The 18,713-nt window shown below is 32.6% G+C and carries 18 protein-coding genes; all 18 read right to left on the bottom strand.

The genetic code is table 11. The features are described from left to right. Positions 1-90: 90 nt before the first annotated feature. The 18 genes from ACP3TL_RS04460 to ACP3TL_RS04375 all read right to left on the bottom strand — a co-directional run bounded on the left by ACP3TL_RS04460 (position 91) and on the right by ACP3TL_RS04375 (position 18,713). Positions 91-420, bottom strand: a complete 330-nt coding sequence (locus tag ACP3TL_RS04460; RefSeq protein WP_046465355.1) for a YpoC family protein — start codon at positions 418-420, stop codon at positions 91-93. Positions 421-425: 5 nt separating this feature from the next. Continuing rightward, the gene (gene nth, locus ACP3TL_RS04455) at positions 426-1,085 is read right to left on the bottom strand and encodes an endonuclease III (RefSeq protein ID WP_046465356.1); all 660 of its coding nucleotides are present in this window, start codon (positions 1,083-1,085) and stop codon (positions 426-428) included. Next, positions 1,075-1,761: a DnaD domain-containing protein gene (locus ACP3TL_RS04450; RefSeq protein ID WP_046465357.1), complete on the bottom strand. Its 687-nt coding sequence runs from the start codon at positions 1,759-1,761 to the stop codon at positions 1,075-1,077. Before ACP3TL_RS04450 ends, nth begins: the two co-directional genes overlap by 11 nt. Positions 1,762-1,849: 88 nt before the next feature. After that, on the bottom strand, positions 1,850-3,142 hold the full coding sequence (gene asnS / locus ACP3TL_RS04445) for an asparagine--tRNA ligase (RefSeq protein ID WP_046465358.1): 1,293 nt from the start codon (positions 3,140-3,142) through the stop codon (positions 1,850-1,852). A 93-nt stretch (positions 3,143-3,235) separates the two neighbouring features. Next, positions 3,236-5,938 (bottom strand): helicase C-terminal domain-containing protein, encoded by a 2,703-nt coding sequence (locus ACP3TL_RS04440; RefSeq protein ID WP_046465359.1) that lies wholly within the window; start codon positions 5,936-5,938, stop codon positions 3,236-3,238. A 23-nt stretch (positions 5,939-5,961) separates the two neighbouring features. Next, entirely contained in the window at positions 5,962-6,933 is a 972-nt protein-coding gene (locus tag ACP3TL_RS04435) for a biotin--[acetyl-CoA-carboxylase] ligase (protein WP_046465360.1), read from the bottom strand. Beyond that, positions 6,920-8,125, bottom strand: coding sequence for a CCA tRNA nucleotidyltransferase (locus ACP3TL_RS04430; RefSeq protein WP_277575837.1), 1,206 nt, complete (start codon positions 8,123-8,125; stop codon positions 6,920-6,922). The genes ACP3TL_RS04435 and ACP3TL_RS04430 overlap by 14 nt, the downstream gene beginning before the upstream one ends. Continuing rightward, on the bottom strand, positions 8,118-9,266 hold the full coding sequence (bshA, locus tag ACP3TL_RS04425) for an N-acetyl-alpha-D-glucosaminyl L-malate synthase BshA (protein ID WP_046465362.1): 1,149 nt from the start codon (positions 9,264-9,266) through the stop codon (positions 8,118-8,120). Before bshA ends, ACP3TL_RS04430 begins: the two co-directional genes overlap by 8 nt. A gap of 32 nt (positions 9,267-9,298) precedes the next feature. After that, positions 9,299-9,616 carry a nucleotide pyrophosphohydrolase gene (locus ACP3TL_RS04420; protein WP_046465363.1) on the bottom strand — a complete coding sequence of 106 codons (318 nt, stop codon included), beginning with the start codon at positions 9,614-9,616 and terminating at the stop codon, positions 9,299-9,301. 374 nt (positions 9,617-9,990) lie between these two features. Then, entirely contained in the window at positions 9,991-10,686 is a 696-nt protein-coding gene (locus ACP3TL_RS04415) for a zinc metallopeptidase (RefSeq protein WP_046465364.1), read from the bottom strand. Between the two features lie 37 nt (positions 10,687-10,723). After that, positions 10,724-11,326, bottom strand: a complete 603-nt coding sequence (locus ACP3TL_RS04410) for a DUF1405 domain-containing protein (RefSeq protein WP_046465365.1) — start codon at positions 11,324-11,326, stop codon at positions 10,724-10,726. Between the two features lie 4 nt (positions 11,327-11,330). After that, complete coding sequence (locus ACP3TL_RS04405) at positions 11,331-11,891, bottom strand: YpiB family protein (protein ID WP_046465366.1); 561 nt, start codon at positions 11,889-11,891, stop codon at positions 11,331-11,333. Positions 11,892-11,909: 18 nt separating this feature from the next. Next, the gene (locus ACP3TL_RS04400; RefSeq protein ID WP_046465367.1) at positions 11,910-13,157 is read right to left on the bottom strand and encodes a tetratricopeptide repeat protein; all 1,248 of its coding nucleotides are present in this window, start codon (positions 13,155-13,157) and stop codon (positions 11,910-11,912) included. A 4-nt stretch (positions 13,158-13,161) separates the two neighbouring features. Beyond that, positions 13,162-14,460: a 3-phosphoshikimate 1-carboxyvinyltransferase gene (gene aroA, locus ACP3TL_RS04395; protein ID WP_046465368.1), complete on the bottom strand. Its 1,299-nt coding sequence runs from the start codon at positions 14,458-14,460 to the stop codon at positions 13,162-13,164. Between the two features lie 9 nt (positions 14,461-14,469). Beyond that, a complete protein-coding gene (gene aroB / locus ACP3TL_RS04390; protein WP_046465369.1) occupies positions 14,470-15,537 on the bottom strand; it encodes a 3-dehydroquinate synthase in 1,068 nt (355 codons plus the stop codon). Between the two features lie 38 nt (positions 15,538-15,575). After that, entirely contained in the window at positions 15,576-16,742 is a 1,167-nt protein-coding gene (aroC, locus tag ACP3TL_RS04385; RefSeq protein ID WP_046465370.1) for a chorismate synthase, read from the bottom strand. Positions 16,743-17,169: 427 nt separating this feature from the next. Beyond that, positions 17,170-17,619 carry a nucleoside-diphosphate kinase gene (gene ndk, locus ACP3TL_RS04380; protein ID WP_046465371.1) on the bottom strand — a complete coding sequence of 150 codons (450 nt, stop codon included), beginning with the start codon at positions 17,617-17,619 and terminating at the stop codon, positions 17,170-17,172. 140 nt (positions 17,620-17,759) lie between these two features. Further along, positions 17,760-18,713: a polyprenyl synthetase family protein gene (locus tag ACP3TL_RS04375; protein ID WP_176722971.1), complete on the bottom strand. Its 954-nt coding sequence runs from the start codon at positions 18,711-18,713 to the stop codon at positions 17,760-17,762.

Here is an 18,713-nt window from a genome sequence, read left to right as displayed (position 1 = left end):
TATACATATTAATTCATCAAACAGATACAAACATGAATAAAAAAACAGCGTAAGTCTCCTAATTTTGAGAGCTTACGCTGTTTTTATTGTTTAACGTTTGTTTTTTAGACGAATTTGATAAGATGCGTTCATTTTAATAAGTTCTGATTTTAATGTTTTCATTTGGCTGTAACCCATAAAATGATATTTACGTGCTATCATATAATGATATCTTTCTTCAAAGTTCATTGGAACGATAGCATATTCATCTAAGCATTTAAAATCAATCATTTCAATATCATTAATTTGTTGAAAGTAAAGTTGAATCAGATTAAAGTATTGATCTAACAATATTTTTGCTTCTGGTGATTTTAGTTTTTTTACTTTCGCGTATGAATCCAATTCCAGTTCTAACTTTGTAAAGTCTTCTTTTGTAATCATTTTATTCATGCCTCTTTCAAACTTGCTTTATAGCGCTTTTGACCTTCCCTACATTCTTCGAATAATGGACAAACATCGCATTTTGGTTTACGAGCTAAGCAATGATAGCGACCGAAAAATATGAGTTGATGATGTGTTTTGTTCCATCTTTCTCTAGGAACTACTTTACACAATTTATCCTCTACTTGACGTACATTATCTTTCCATCGGCATATCCCTAAACGTTTTGAGATACGTTCTACATGTGTATCTACAGCTAATGAAGGTTCTCCAAAAGCTACGCTCATAACGACGTTGGCCGTTTTTCTACCCACACCTGCTAAGCTTTCTAACTCATCATGTGTTTGAGGAATCTTACCATCAAATTTATCTAAAAGCGATTGACTTAATTTTTGAATATTTTTGGCTTTATTTCTATATAAACCAATAGTACGTATATCATTTTCTAATTCTGAAATATCCACACTTAAATAATCTTCGGGTGTTTTATATTTTTCAAATAAAGGTTTCGTGAGTTTATTTACAGAAATATCAGTTGTTTGTGCAGATAAGAGTACAGCAATTGTAAGTTCAAACGCATTGTCATGGACAAGTTCACATTCAGCATTTGGAAACATTTCAGCTATGACATCAACCATTTCAAGTGCTTTTTTATTACTTACCATTTGGATTCTCCCCATTCAGCCAATCAAATTTAGGGACCTTGCTAACTGTATGTTTCATTTTAGGTTGGTTAAATTGGCGGCTAATTTTTTTTGAGTCTTCAATCGTTTTCACATTATTCTTTTTCCAATTCAGTAAAATACGATCGATATATTTAAAGCTCATTTTATTTTGGCTCTCTGCTTCATTTAAAGCAGCTTGAATGACACTTAAATCATGTTTATCTATATCTAACCATTGATTTAATGTTTCTATCTCGTATGGAGATAAAGGCCTGCCAAACGCTTGTTCAATTTTTTGAAATAGTGTATTGAACTCTAGTTCAGATTCGTGTTCATCTTGTTTTACATTCATTTGTTGCATAATTTCACTTAATCGATCATAGAACTGATTAAGGTTCATATATTCAGTAAACTTGCCTTCTTCGTCTTTATTGACATTAAGCTCTAGTAAATCATGTTGTATTAGAGTTTGAATGATTGAAGTGATTTCTCTTGAATCTAATGCAGAGCCTTGCTGTAAAGATTCAATTGAAGGTTGTTTATTAGAGGTTTCTGATGCATGTAATAATTTGATTAAAATAACTAACTCTGTTTCATTTAAACCTAATTCATTGTAATGATCAAGTAGTTCTTTTCGAATTACGACTGGTCTCGTTTTTAATTGTTCTCTATCCAAAGTAGCCCCTCCCATCTTTGATATTGCTATAAAAACGTCCAGCCATTATTTGTGGACTGGACGCTTATTGTGAATCTTATTTTAAATATTATGGATATAATCGATTAAGTAAGCGTGGGAATGGTGCAGTTTCACGGACATGGTCTACACCCGATAACCAAGCTACAGTTCTTTCTAATCCTAAACCGAAACCACTATGAGGTACACTGCCATAACGACGTAAATCTAAATAATAACTATAACTCTCAGCGTCTAAGCCATATTCGTTAATACGTTGCTCTAGTAAGTCAAGGTCATTTATACGTTCAGACCCACCTATAATTTCGCCATAACCTTCAGGTGCAATGAGGTCTGCACACAGTACAGTATCTTCATTTTCTGGATTTGGTTGCATATAGAAAGGTTTGATTTTTGTTGGATAGTTAGTGATAAATACTGGTAAATCATAATGATTAGCGATAGCCGTTTCATGTGGAGAACCGAAATCTTCGCCCCATTCTATATCGTCAAAACCTTGTTCTTTTAAGAATACTACAGCATCATCGTATGTGATACGTGGGAATGGTGTAGTTACTTTTTCAAGTTTAGATGTATCACGCTCTAATATATTAAGTTCAAGTTTACAATTATTTAATACAGATTGAATCACATGTGTCACATATTGTTCTTGGATTTCTAAACTTTGTGCATGTTCACAAAAAGCCATTTCAGGTTCAATCATCCAGAATTCAATTAAATGACGACGTGTTTTAGATTTTTCAGCACGGAATGTTGGACCAAATGAGAACACTCTACCGTGAGCCATTGCAGCAGCTTCCATATAAAGCTGTCCACTTTGAGATAAGAATGCGTCTTCATCAAAGTATTTTGTATGGAATAGTTCGCTTGTGCCTTCAGGTGCACTTGCTGTTAAAATAGGTGGATCAATTTTTGTGAAACCATTGTCATTAAAGAAGGCATAAGTTGCACGAATAATCTCATTTCTAATTTTCATTACAGCATGTTGTTTTTTAGAACGTAACCATAAATGACGATGATCCATTAAAAATTCTGTACCATGGTCTTTAGGTGTAATTGGGTAATCATGAGCTTCTGAGATTACTTCTATAGATTTCACTTGCATTTCGTAACCAATATCTGAGCGATTATCTTCAGATATAATGCCAGTAATATAAATAGATGATTCTTGTGTTAATTCTTTAGCTAATTTAAATATTTCCTCAGTTACTTCTGCTTTTGCTACGACACCTTGCATAAAGCCCGTACCATCTCTTAATTGTAGGAATGCTATTTTCCCACTTGAACGTTTATTAGTTAACCAAGCGCCAATAGTCACTTCTTGGTTTAGATATTTTTTAGCTTCTTTAATTGTTGTCTTCATAGCCAGTCTCCTAATAATATTGTAGTCTTCTTTTCTTTATCCTTATATATTTTAACAAAATCGATGTATAAGTTCTAGTTGCGCGTGCTAAGTTTATTGATTGCGTTGGTCTTCTTTTTTTAATTTTTTGAGTATGCTTGAAAATTGTTTGATATCGCCTTTATTTTGACGATAACTTTCTAATGATTGTTCAAAAAATTGCTTGTAATTACTGCGAATTAAGCGATCATCAAAGGATACGATAATCCCTTTATCATTTTCGCTACGTATCAATCTACCAAGACCCTGTCTAAAACGCGTTACAGCATCAGGTAATACATAATCTTTGAATGTAGAAGTAAACTCAGACTCCATTAGCCAATATTTTGTATTGTTTTGATTCATAAAAGGCAACTTAGCAATCATTACACATTTGATACCATTAGATTGAAAGTCAAAGCCTTCAAAGAATGTACCTGTACCTAGTAAAATGGCTTTATTAAAACTATTAAATTGTTGAACAATCTTATAGTTTTGATTTTGCTGTTGTGTCAAAACGACATAGTCTTCAAATTCTGGCAATTCATTTAATAACTCTTGAACCATATGCATCATTTTATAACTTGTAAATAGTATTAAACATTTAGACTCTACAATGTTAATATACTCAATTACGTAATTAACGATAGAACTCACATAATCATCAATACTTTTATAATTATATGAAGCTACATCATTAGGTATGAATACAGTAGTTTGGTTTGGTGACATCACCTTCGAATCAATCTCATACGTGTTAAATACGATATCTTTATTAAACCAATGTTTGAAGTTTTCAAATGAATGGTTAAACGTTAATGTACCTGAAATAAATGTAAGTGATTTAAATTTATCTAATACTTGTGTGGTCAATATTTCTTTAACATCATAGTCTTTAACATTAAGTCTAATTGTTGATTTTTGATTTATATTTTTAATTGATAAATAACTTGTGTGATTATTTTTTAAACTGTGTTCAATTTCTTTAAAACGATCATTAATATAAAGGATTTGTTTACGCACCGACTTGATTGTTTTATGACTCATACCATTGAAGAATTCTAATGTCATATTGAGTTTATGAATAATTGAATGTAAATCGTTCAAAATTGGTGCAACGTCAAAATGATAGACAAAATGGAGCTTGTGAACTTCATCATCATGCACTTCAGAACTTTGAATGATGTCAAAAATAGTAGTGAATAATTGCTCATTTAAATCATGTATCTCATTGACTGTTGTTTTTAATCCGAAAACATCTATAGGCGGTATATCTAATTTTTCAAGAATTCTTTGTTGTTCTAAATGATCGATAGATTTAAGTAGCTTTTCATTTTCTGTCTTACCAATTAAGCCAAGTTGATATTTAATATCAGAATAACTCAATTCATTAGTCACTTGGCTTAAAGCATAGTCAGGCAAACGATGTGCTTCGTCGATAATACAATCATCAAATAATTGATATATAGAATTATCATGAGCAGCATGTATTAAATGAGCATGATTTGTAATACCAATTTGAATATTTTGAGCATTTCGTTTAATGAAATTGAAGTAATGTATATCGTTGCGAACAGGCACATAAGTCTCTAGCTTTTGTTCGAAATACATTTTTTGCCCGCCTTTTAAATCTAGTTCTTGAATATCACCTGTATCTGTTTCGGTAATCCAAATTAATAATTGCATTTTTAATATGCCGACTTCGTAATTACTGGCTTCTTCTTTCAAAATTTGGCTGATTAAACCTAATGAGATATAATCACGTTTACTTTTTATTAAAGTAGCATTTATTTTGAAATCTAAAGCTTGTTTAAGCGCAGGTATATCTTTTTCCAACAATTGGTTTTGTAATAATTTAGTATTAGTTGAAATCATTACGTGTTTACCAGTTTCAATATTATACATTAATGATGCGAGTAAATATGCAAATGACTTGCCACTACCAAGTGGTGCTTCAATCATTGCTTTTTCACTATTCATTAATTGTTCTAAAATAATCTCAGATAGATACAATTGTTGTGGTCGATAGGTCAAACTAAGTTCCTTAGTAATCAAGGTATATAAATCTTTCAAAGTACCATCAAAATCTACTGTAGGTGCCTTGAAATCTTTTTGTTTTTTATAAATAATTTGTTCGAATTGGTCATAAACATCTTCTAGTGGTTTATCTTCATGATTACGCACCATTTCAAATAAAATATCATGTAAGTCATATTTTAAATTCTTACTTAAATAATATAGTTGTTTCAAAGTATCTAAAGGTAACGTTTCGAATTTCTCAAATGCGAGTATCATAAGTTGCGCTGTTGTTGCGGCATCTTCGTCAGCGCGGTGTGCGTTGTTTAGAACAATACCATGTGCTTCTGCTAACTCACTTAACTGATAACTTTTATCTGTTGGAAAAGCGACTTTAAATAATTCTAACGTATCCATTACTTTTTTTGGACGATATTTGATATCACAATTTTTAAAAGATTTTTTTATGAAATTCAAATCGAAAGCAACGTTGTGTGCCACAAAGATACACCCATCTATTTGCTTATAAATATCTTCAGCTATTTCATGGAAATATGGTGCTTGATTTAACATTGCTTCTTCTATTGATGTTAATGCTTGTATAAAAGGAGGAATTTCTAAATCTGTTTTAATCATTGAATGGTACGTGCCGATTATTTTATTTTCTCGAACAAAAGTAATACCTATTTGAATAATTTCATCATAGTCTAATTGATTTCCTGTTGTTTCTAAATCCATAACGGCATAACACGGTTTTGTCATTCTCATTCCTCCTTTCAACGAGGTTAAAATTCTATATCTGCACTGATTAAACGATGTTGATTGTTTGCTTCATCCAAAACAAGTAAAAACCCATCTTCATCAATATCAACTGCTTCTCCGTGGAATTGTCTACCATTTTCTGTAAATCTTAATGTTTTGTTCCAAATATTCGAGGCTACTATGTATTCTTCTCGAATAGTTGAAAATGGTTCTGTAAGAAATTGTTTATATCGGTATTCAATATTACTTACAAGCGATTGTAAAAAATAGTAACGGTTAATTTTTTCGTCAGCATGAATGCGGACACTTGTGGCTTTTTGTTGCAGTTCTTCACTGAAATCTTCTTGTAAGTGATTCATATTAATACCAATGCCACAAATCACCGCTTCAATACCATCACTATTCGCAACCATTTCTGTCAAAAAGCCGCAAACTTTTTGTTTGTTTATATAAATATCATTTGGCCATTTAATGGTAACCGGATCGATACTGAACTGTTGTATCGCATCTCTTATCCCTAGAGCCATAAATAAATTGAATTTTGTTATCATTTCAAAAGGTACATCAGGGCGTAGCACAATCGACATCCACAAGCCTTTTCCTTTGGAGGATGACCAAGGTCTATTGAATCGACCTTTACCTTGTGTTTGTTCATCACTTAAAATAAGAAACGTATTTGTATTACCTACTAATTTTTGCTTAGCCAATAATTGAGTTGAATTAATACTTTCCAATATTTCAACTTGATCAAATACATTTTGTGCTTTTAGCATTGGTAGGACAATGCCACTATACCATTTATCAGGTAATTGGATTAAGCGATGCCCTTTATGATTCACTGAATCAATCTGACATCCTTCCAGCTTAAGTTGATCTATTACTTTCTTTACGGCTGTACGTGAAATGCTTAATTGTTCTGCTATAAACTGACCCGATATATAATCAGGTTGGTGTTGATACAATATTTGAACAACATCTTTACTATACTTGGACATGTGTTTTCACCCACTTTAGCAGTTCTGGTTTAAAGTTTTTGACCTCATCTGATATGATGGCACATTCAACCTGACGTAATATGGATTTAAGCCATGCGCCACTCGGTTTATCTAATGCTTGTAATATATCTTTGCCATTTATATCCATTTCTTTTCTTGAGGAAATCGGTAATTTTTGGCTAACTTCATTGATGGAAGCAGCGTTAAAAATAAATGGAGATACCTTCATAATATTGTTGTCATTGAGCATGCGTTCATAACTTAATACTTGTAGTATATCTTCTTTGCCATAATCATAAACAAATAACTTCAAACTTTGTTTACTTTGGATTTCTGGCATTTGTTGTAACATGCGTTCGAGTCTGGTGATATATTTCTTTTCATTGTTGCTAATTTTCAAATCCGAGAGCTGTGTGTCAACATCAGGTTGTTGTGCTTTTAAGAATGCAATTAACATTGATAATGATATTGGTTCTTCTAATATGAATTTTGATAAGTCAAAACGGTTAAAAAATGGTATATAATTAAATGCATTAAAATACTTTAAATTATTGAAACTTTGAGCAACATATTGACCTAATGTTAATTTTTTAAGTTCAATTACGATACGTTCAATAGATAAATGCGCAATATCTGCTATATGGGCATGCATACCATTAAATGTGGCTTTCTCTAACGTAAAGCCAAGTTGTGATTGAAAGCGCAATCCTCTAATAATACGTAACGCATCTTCGTTAAATCGTTCTGCAGGATTGCCAACTGTCTTGATTAATCGCTGTTCTATATCTTTTAGACCATCAAAGTAATCATGGATTTGATAATTCACATCCATAGCAATGGCATTCATTGTAAAATCTCTTCGTTTTACGTCTTCGTATAAGTCTCTTACGAAAAAGACTTCATTAGGTCTACGATGGTCATCATATTCTCCTTCTGCACGAAAGGTTGTCACTTCATATTGATCGCCATTATAGACGACATTAATCGTACCATGCTCCCTACCAATAGGAATGGTCTTATCAAATACTGCTTCAATTTCATCTGGTGTGGCACTAGTCGTAATATCGATATCATGAATTGGTTTTTGCATTAAGTAATCTCTAACTGCCCCACCAACATAAAATGCTTGGTACTGATGTTTTTGTAAAGTTTCTAAAATCGGCTTTGCCGCTTCGAATAATGTTTTAGTCATTGTTACCCTCTAACATTTTTTTGTAGTAATACTCATATTGATCTGCAATTAAGTCAGACGAAAAGCGTTCTGAGACATCTGCTAGCATTCGTGTTTGCATTGTTTTATAAAGCTTTGCATCTGTGAGTAATTTCAAGGCATACTGGCTTGCGCTTGTACTATCACCTACATCAACTAAAAAACCGGTATCTTCATGTTTAATGACTTCTTTAATTCCACCAGCCGTAGAACCAATGGGCACTACTCCGGATTTCATTGCTTCAAGTAGTGTTAGGCCAAAACTTTCTTTTTCACTTAGTAGTAAGACTAAGTCTGAAATTTGATAAAATTCACTAACCCAATTTTGTTTTCCTAAAAAAAGAACTTCATCTTCAATATTTAGATCACGTGCTTTTTGTTTCATATCCATTAATTCTGGACCATCGCCTAATAATAATAATTTTGATGGCATAGATTTATGTACTTTTGCAAATGTATCGATAATAGTATCGATACGTTTTACGCTTCTGAAGTTTGAAACATGAATTAAAACCTTCTCTTCTGGTTTAATACCATAACAAGCTTTTAATTGTTCATTTTCTTCAGTTTGTACATCAGGTTTTGTTGGGAATTCATTTTCTCGAACAAAATTATATATTGGAACAATTTCTTTATCTGTCTCAATGATATCATTAGTTTGTTTCGCAAGTGACTGGCTTACGCTCGTCACAATATCACTTTCTTCTATACCAAACTTAATTGCATTTTTTAAAGAATGATCATAACCTAGAACAGTTATATCAGTCCCGTGCAATGTAGTCATAATTTTAATGTCTTTTTTGGACATATGTTTTGCTAAGATACCACAAACTGCATGAGGCACTGCATAGTGCATATGTAACAAATCTAAATCATACTCATTGATAACCTCAGCAATTTTAGTACTTAAAGTTATGTCATAAGGAGCATACTGAAAAACAGCATACTGATTGACTTCAACTTGGTGAAATGTGATGTTTGGTAATGGTTTTCGTATTCTAAAAGGTATATTAGATGTAATAAAATGGATGTCATGCCCACGTTCAGCAAGCTTTATGCCTAATTCAGTGGCGATGATTCCAGAACCACCCATAGATGGGTAACAAGTAATGCCTATTTTCATAAGGTGGGACACCCTTTCTATTTCAAATTAATTTATTTGCGTTCAAAACGATCTTTATCACGTGTATTAAATTTATTCATTGTTTCATCAAAGCTTTCTGTCATATCAATATCTAAAGAATTGGCAATACATAATAAAACGAATAAATTATCGCCTAGTTCTGCTTTAATTGTATTTTCAGCTTCTGTCTCTTTTTTCTTTTTCTCACCGTGGTAGTGATTAATCTCTCTTGCCAGTTCTCCAACTTCTTCAGTTAATCGCGCAAGATTAGCTAAGGGAGAGAAATACCCTGTTTTAAATTGACCAATATAGTCGTCCACTTCAGTTTGCATACTTTTCATAGTCTTCATCATATACGCCTCACATTCTAACGGTTTCTTATATAGTATAGACTAATTTTAGGCTTCATGCATTATTCCTGCAATAGTTAACCGTTATATTATTTACTATTTGACTATGATCTTTTTAATTTGTTTATTTCATTATTACACGTAATTAAGTAGTGCATGCTTCTTTTTTTAAAATAGGTAAATTAATGTTTTTGCTTTGATGTGTTTTTAATATGAGATTTAACTTTGTAATGAGAGGAATGTCTTTTAAATAAAAAATGGGAGCGAGACAGAAATCTAATTTTTGTAATAAGATTTCACCGTCCGCTCCGGCAAAGGTGACTATAAAAAATGAGATTGAGACATGTAATTATGTCTCAATCTCATTTATATTATTATTCACTTGATCTAGCAATAAGAATAAATCTTGCAAGTTCTGCTAATGCAACTGCAGTTGATGCAACGTAAGTCATTGCTGCTGCTGTAAGTACTTTTTTAGCATGGCGGTGTTCTTTTTCATTAACAATGTCTAAGCTTTTTATTTGTTTCATCGCTCTACTACTTGCGTTAAATTCAACTGGTAGTGTAACGATTGAGAATAATACTGCAAGAGACATGAATGCAATACCAATCCATAATGCTGTAGAACCTAAAGTGCTTTGCATAGTAGTTAAAATAATACCCGCAAATACTGCTAAGTAACCAATTGAACTACCTACGTTAGCCAGTGGCACTAAAGATGTTCTGAATCTTAAGAAGAAATAACCTTCTGCGTGTTGTATCGCATGTCCAACTTCGTGAGCTGCGATTGCTGTACCAGCAACTGAAGGTCTACTGAAGTTAGCTGGTGATAACACAAGGACTTTCTTTTTAGGATCATAATGATCTGTTAAGAACCCTTTTCCTTCGACGACATCGACATCATAAATGCCATTTGCATGAAGTATTTCTATAGCAACTTCTTGACCAGTCTTACCACTTGTCGATCTTACTTGTGAATATTTTTCATAATTAGACTTAACTTTGTGTTGCGCCCATAAAGGCAATACCATTAGAATAACAAAGTATATAATCATATAGATAAAAGACAAAAATCCTCACTCCTTTATAAACATTTTACTGTGAACGTTAATGATGGTCAAATATTTTATCCTTTTTAAATCGAGTTAAATTTAAATATAGCACTAAAGGTATGACACTTAACCAAAACGCGAGATAAGCAACACCTTCAATATGGCTAGCAATAAAATCATAGTAAGGATATTGCATAAATACATAATCAATAATGTCATTATGGAATACCCATATCACAGCAATAGTAAAAGCAGGTATAGTGATTTTAAACCTTGGATAAAAGAAAAATGCCTCTATAGCCATTATACCGTGAGAAAGGATAAGCATACAGCCAATGATTGTAACCGAGTCATATTGGATAAACATAATAATGTTCATAATAACAGCCCATACACCGTATTTTATCAACGATACAAAAGCCAAAGCTTCTATAATTGGTAAGTTCTTACCTGCGATGAGTCCAATGAGTGCAATACATAAAAATAATGAAGCTGTTGGGCTATCTGGTACAAACGGTACGAACTGCCAACTGGACACGCTCAGTTGACTGCCATACCATATATAACCATATATCGTGCCTAATAAATTACAAATAAGCAGAAAGTAAAGTACACCTTTATTATAAATGAGTAAATGCCATAAATATTTTATATTCATAAGGTCAATCCTTCATTGTTTTATTTACATTTCTTAACTCAAAAGTGTTAAGAATTTGAGTTAATTGATAAAACAGTGCTTTATCATGCAATTGTAAACTTAAATCAATATTATCTTGTAAATGTGTGATTATAGAGGACTCGCTTTGTTTTGATAGTGGGATACTATAGATGTCTTGCATATACATAGCATAGTATGGTGAATGTAACAATTGCATTAATAATAATTCATCTAAACGAGATTCTCTTGATAGTGTTTTATTAAAATGCAGTTTGATATCAAAAGACACAGCATCGTTTGCTATATAATTGAAGATTTCGTCACTATTAATCAACTGTTGATTTTTAAGTGTAAATCTAATACCTTGTTGATCAGTATCTTCCATAGCAATTTCCAATATATGATGATCGGAAATGAGTTCATCCACAAAATGGATTTGTTGCAATAACTCAGGTGAAGACTTAATTAAGTTTAATACCCACACACTAATCCTAGATTTAAACTGATATTGAAAAAGCAGATATTCAATGAAATTAGCTTTCACTTGTTGTAGGGTATTGCTCATCTTAATCACCTTCCTTGACTAGAAAGATAATAATCTTTCTGCTTCATCATGCCATGTTTCATTGCTTGGATCTAATTCAAGTAATTGATTTAGCATTGCTTTTGCTTGTTCAATTTGTCCGATTTCAACTAGATAGAAATAATAATCACTTAGAAACGCAGACTGCGTGTGCAATGTTGGATATGCTAATTCAAAGAAATGTTGTGCTTCTTTGTCACGTTCCTCTTGTCCTAATGCAAATGCTAAATGCCACATAAAGACGGGATCTAAATCTTCTTCGTCAACATATTTCAATAATGCTATAAGTGCCTCGTAGTCTTCTTCTTGTCTATATAAATCACTTAGGATTAAAAGTGGTTCTTGGTAAGCATTATCAACTTCTAAGGCTTGCAGTAATAATTGTACACCTTCATTAGCATCGCCATGTTCAATTGCTATACTGCCTGTTGATACCATCAACTCTTTATAAAATTGACTTAATCTCAAGCCTTCTTTACCAATTTCAATGGCTTCTGCATGGTTATGTTCATTTTCATAAAGTTGTTGCAGATAAAAATAGCCTTGTAAGAAGTCTGGATCTTTAGATAATAGTGTTTGAACTAAATTAATCGCTTCTTGAGAGAGCTCATTTTTTTCATAAGCAATCGCTTTTTTAAAGTAATCTTCAGACACCATTTCTTCTTCATTAATTTCATCGAACATTTTAATCGCATCACTGTAGTTTCCACTTTGCAAACTACAATCTGCTAAGCGAGAAAATAAATTTGTGCCATTCACTTGATATTCGCCTGTTTCAAGCACAGTTTCGTATTCAGAAACTGCACGTAGGTATTGTCCGTCAAAATACAATAATTCAGCAAGTGCATAGTGTATGATTGGATCATTTGGTTCTATATCTATGGCGTCAACCAATTTATCTATCGCAACTTCTAACATATTTAATTGTTGATATAAATCAGCTTCTAACATTAAACGTTCAGTTGATAATTCAACTTGGTTTAAATATTCTAAAGCTTCATCAGTTTGATTCTCAGCCATTAAACCTTCGATGAAGTAAATAAGCAATTCACTTTCATCAGGATATTTATGGTATAACGTACGGAATACTTCAAGCCCTTGAGGCATTAAACCGTAATTATATAACGTTTCACCAAGTATAAAAAGTGCATCGTCCTTTGGAGAACTTAATGCTTCATTCACACGAGTGTCTAAGTTATCTAATTTTTGTAAGTTGATATCGTCTATGAGTTTATAGATATCTTCCATACTTTTATCCCTCTTTTTCTAATTGTTTTAACTTCGTTAAGAAACCTGGGAAAGAAACATTTACAGCATCAAATTGATTAATAGTTAACGATTCATCTGTTAATAATGATGCAATTGCAAGCATCATACCTATACGATGATCAGTAAAACTATCGACTGTTGCTGTTTGCTTTAAAGTAGAAGGATGAATAACCATACCATCACTTGTTGGTTGTAACATAAATCCTAATAAATTTAGCATATTCGCAGTTGTATCAATACGATTTGTTTCTTTAACTTTCAATTCTTCTGCATCTTTTACAATACTTGTACCTTCAGCTTGTGAACATAGTAATGCTACAATTGGGATTTCGTCAATTGCTCTTGGTACTAAATCGCCATCAATTTGAATCGGCTTCATATCAGGAGAATATTGTATGCGAATTGAAGCAGTTGGTTCTGGACCATCTGTTTGGTTGAATAGCGTAATGTTCCCTTCCATTTGTTTCACGATATCTATAATACCTGAACGTGTTGGGTTTATGCCAACATTGTGAATTGTAATATCACTGTCTTTTGTTATCAAGCCCGCCACTATAAAATATGCTGCTGAAGAAATATCGCCTGGCACATGGAAATCTACGGGTTGAATGTGTTCGATTCCTCGTTTTGGCATGTCTATCGTTTTCCCATCAGTAGTAACAGGAATATGGAAATGTTGGAACATTGTTTCTGTATGATTACGTGTCGTGCCTAATTCTTTAACAGTTGTCGCCTCTTCTGCAAATAAACTTGCGAATAAAATTGCACTTTTTACTTGTGCACTCGCAACTTCCATTTGATAAGACATGCCGTTAATTTGTGCAGGTTTAATGATTAGCGGTGTGTAATTATTATCCACGCCTGTTATATTAGCGTTCATTAAGCTTAAAGGTTTCATAATTCTGTCCATCGGTCTTTTACCAATAGATTCATCACCTGATATAACAGTTTCAATACCTAAACCACTTAACAGACCAGCGACCAAACGTGTCGTTGTACCAGAATTACCTGTATACAGTACTTGATGAGGCGTTTTGAAGTGTTTATAACCAGGCGAATTAATTTCTATTTTATCTTCGCCAACAGTAATTTCAACACCTAATTGTTGGAAAATTTCCACTGTATTCAGACAATCTTCACCAAGAAGCGGTTTATATATTGTAGAGGCGCCAGATGCAAGAGAACCTAACATAATGGCTCTATGTGTCATAGATTTATCTCCTGGCACTTCTATTTCACCAATCAATGGTCCGTTAATGTCAATTGTTTTACTGTTTGTCAAAAAATCCACCTACTTTTTAAAATATGTTAGGAAATCTGTGAATGCATGTAGAAGTGTTGGCTTATCTATGTGTTTTACCACAGGATTGCCAATGCCATCCAATAATACCATTTGGACGCCTTGTTGATCATTTTTCTTATCTTTTAACATGAGCTGATATAAGGCTTCAAACTCAAATTCATTAATGATATCTAATGGATAATTTAATGAAACTAAATAATTAATATAATGAGATATATCAAAATCTCTATTTAAGACTTTATTAGCAACCATAAATTGATAAATAATGCCTATCATCACTGCATGGCCATGAGGAATTTTAAAATTGTATTCAACTGCATGTCCAAATGTGTGACCTAAATTTAAAAATTTACGGACATTGGATTCTTTTTCATCTTTGACGATAATATTTAATTTCGTTTGGATACCTTTAAATAAATAATATTCAATTTCATTTAACGAAGCGAGTGCTGGCTGATCAGGGTATTGTGTTTCAATATTTTGCACAGCTTCCATGTCACTCAATAAGGCATGTTTATAAACTTCTGCATACCCACTTAAAATTTCTCTATAAGGTAAAGTTGTTAGAAAGTTCAAATCATAAATGACAGCATTAGGTCTATAAAAGGCACCTATTAAATTCTTACCATGTTTAGAATTAATACCTACCTTGCCTCCTACACTTGAATCATGTGCAAGAATTGTCGTTGGTACTTGAATAAAATCTACACCTCTTAATAAGGTTGCAGCAAGGAATCCTGTGAAATCACCGGTAGCGCCACCGCCAACTGCGATTAAACATGTATCACGCGTCAATTGTTTACTGAGTAATACTTCAATCGTTTCTTCATAAAAGGCTAACGATTTGGTCGCTTCACCAGAAGGGATGGTAAGTTTATGTGCGCCATATTCAGAAGTGATAAAATCTATCGTTTCATTCCAATTATTATTTACCGTTTCATCAACTACCAACACAACATCTTTATAATCATTAATATATTGATGTAATTGATCTAATGCATGGTGTTCTACAATAATTGGATAGTTATTGGATGTATAAGTAGTTTCTAATTTCATATGCTCACCTAGTTACTTCATAAATTTTAAATTGCTACTTAGTATTCTATATTTAATAAACGACGTTCGTCTATTTGTGATTTTAATTGCTCTATATGATTACTTTGGAATTCTTCAAGTAATGCTTTTGCAATTTCAAATGCTACGACATTCTCAACTACAACACTTGCTGCAGGTACAGCACAGCTGTCGGAACGCTCAATAGAAGCTTTAAATGATTCTTTTGTATTAATATCAACGGAGTTTAGCGGCTTGTAAAGTGTTGGGATGGGTTTCATTACACCATTAACCACAATAGGCATACCATTAGACATACCACCTTCAAAGCCACCTAAGTGATTGGAACCTCTGTAGTAACCATTCGAAGTATCATACAAGATTTCATCTTGAATTTCACTGCCTGGTTTTTCAGCTGCTTTAAAACCTTCACCAAAGCTTACACCTTTAAATGCATTAATACTTACAACGCCTTGAGCAATTCTACCATCAAGTTTACGATCGTAATGTACATAGCTACCAATACCCACTGGTAAGCCTTCAACAATTGTTTGGACTACACCGCCGATTGTATCACCTGCTTTTTTAGCTGAGTCAATTTTATCGCGAATTTCTTGAGCTATCTCATCATTTACAACGCGAACATCATTTTTATCGATATTAGCTTTAATTGTTTCAAGATCATATTCAATATCATCTTTGATGCCACCAATTTCAACCACTCTACTATAAAAATTAATATCTAATTGTTTTAACAAAATTTTAGAAACTGCACCAACTGCAACACGTGCAGCAGTTTCTCTTGCTGAAGAACGTTCTAACACGTTTCTTAAGTCTCTATGATTGTATTTCATACCACCAATTAAATCAGCGTGGCCAGGACGTGGTTTGGTAATTACACGTTTCATATTGTCTTGATCTTCTTCACTAATTGGATCAGCACCCATAATTTTCTTCCAATGTGTGAAGTCATCATTTGTAACAATCAATGTAATTGGACTACCTAAAGTATATCCATTACGCACTCCTGAAACAATTTCAACTGCATCCTTTTCAATTTGCATGCGACGACCTCTACCGTATCCACCTTGTCGTTTAAACATTTCTTCATTAATATCTGCTACGTTGATTTCTAGATTTGCTGGTACACCTTCAATAATTACAGTTAACTGTGGTCCATGTGATTCACCAGAAGTTAAATATCTCATACTTTTCCCACTCCGTTCCTTTAGTACTTTAAATTATAATATTCTCTATATCTTATCACATTCAATTGTTCAAATTAACAGAAAAATTTACAAATATTGAATCTTATGAAAACTTCCATGTTTTAAGTGTAACATTTGAATATTTTTTATAGTAAGAACTTTAGATTTTATATAGAAACATTATCATTTTCCAATATTATCTATTACTTAGGGTGGAAAAGAAAGTAAAGGTTAAAATTTGATTTCGTTCTTTCCATCTATAAGGCTATTTAGATATCAGAAGGTTATTTTATACTCTATACTCACTTTAGGGTTTCACTAAATGTTACACGTAAAATAAAAAAGCTAACTGAATTTTAAATTTCAGTTAGCTTTTTATATTTTAAAAATTCATCATCATAAAGCCTAATATTTATTGAAGTTAATATTATTCGTATAACCATGCTTCACGTGATCCAGTATAATCACTTAATTCTTCATCTTTAAACCAGAGATTAATTTCTTTTTTAGCTGAGTCTACTGAGTCTGAACCATGAATAATGTTTCTACCTACAGTTAAACCTAAGTCTCCTCTAATTGTGCCTGGTGTAGCTTCAGACGGATTAGTTTTACCTATAATATGACGCGAAATATTTACGGCATCTTCACCTTCAACTACCATAGCGAATACTGGTGCAGAAGTGATGAAGTCAATCAATTTGTTATAGAACGGTTTATCTGTGTGTTCTGCATAATGTTCTTCTGCAAGTGACTGTGGTACAGTCATAAATTTACCGCCTACAAGTTTTAGTCCTTTTCGTTCAATACGAGAAATGATTTCTCCTACCAAATTGCGTTGTACCGCATCTGGTTTAATCATTAGAAATGTTCTTTCCATAATGTGTGAATCCCCCTGTTTGTTATGTATCAATTGTACAGTAATAATGTACATGACTATGTATCAATAAAAGATTATGTTTTGAGATACATTAATATATTAACAGGTAATTAAAGCGCTTTCAATGCTTTTCATGTAACTTATAAATTTCTTTTTCCAACTTTTTTAATTAATTTCTTAAACAAGGGTTTAGCAGCTTCGCTTTCCAATTGATCAAGTAGGTTTAACGCTTTATCTAAATATTTATCACTAATTACTTGTGATTGTTGTATAACATCAGATGATTGAATGCGTTGAATACAGTAGTCAAACGTTTCTTGATCTGAGTCTGGAGTAAGTTGTTGTATCTGCGCTTTGAATTCTGGGTGCTTTCTCATTTCTAATAATACAGGTAAAGTGATATGACCATTCATCAAATCACTACCAACTGGTTTTCCTAATTTTTTTTCTGTACTTGTAAAATCGAGGATATCATCCACAATTTGAAAACTCATGCCAATATAATGGCCAATCATTTTTAAATTGTGAACTGTTTTCAAATCGGCACCAGAAGCAATCGCACCTGCTTCAGTAGATAATTGTATCAGTAATGCTGTTTTGCGATTAATTCTACGCAAATAACTCGTGATTGTTTGATAACCATTAAATTGATCTTGGAATTGAAATAGCTCCCCCATACATACTTCAACGATTGCATTTGAAATCACCGAATGAATACGATTATCTTCAATGTTTGAAATATGTTCAAGTGCTGACGCAAGTAAAAAGTTACCGGCAAGAATAGCAGTATTTTGATCCCACTTTTTAACTATAGTTAAGCTTCCTCGACGTTTATCACTCTTATCTACGACGTCATCGTGAACTAAAGTTGCCATATGGATTAATTCAAGCGCAACAGCTACACGATAAACATCCTCATTCATTTCTTTACCAAATTGGCTACTTAAAATTACAAAGGCAGGTCTAACGCGTTTACCACCTGAAGAAAACAAATGATAAGAAGCATCTTCTAGTACTTTATTATTGCTTATAAGAGATTGTTCTAATCGCTTTTCGATTTTCTTTATTTCACTATTCATGTTTAACTTTGACAC

The organism is Staphylococcus caseorum, from assembly GCF_049943195.1.
Lineage (GTDB): Bacteria > Bacillota > Bacilli > Staphylococcales > Staphylococcaceae > Staphylococcus > Staphylococcus equorum_A.
Note: the sequence above shows the minus strand (reverse complement) of the source record. Positions and strands in the feature narration are given on the sequence as shown.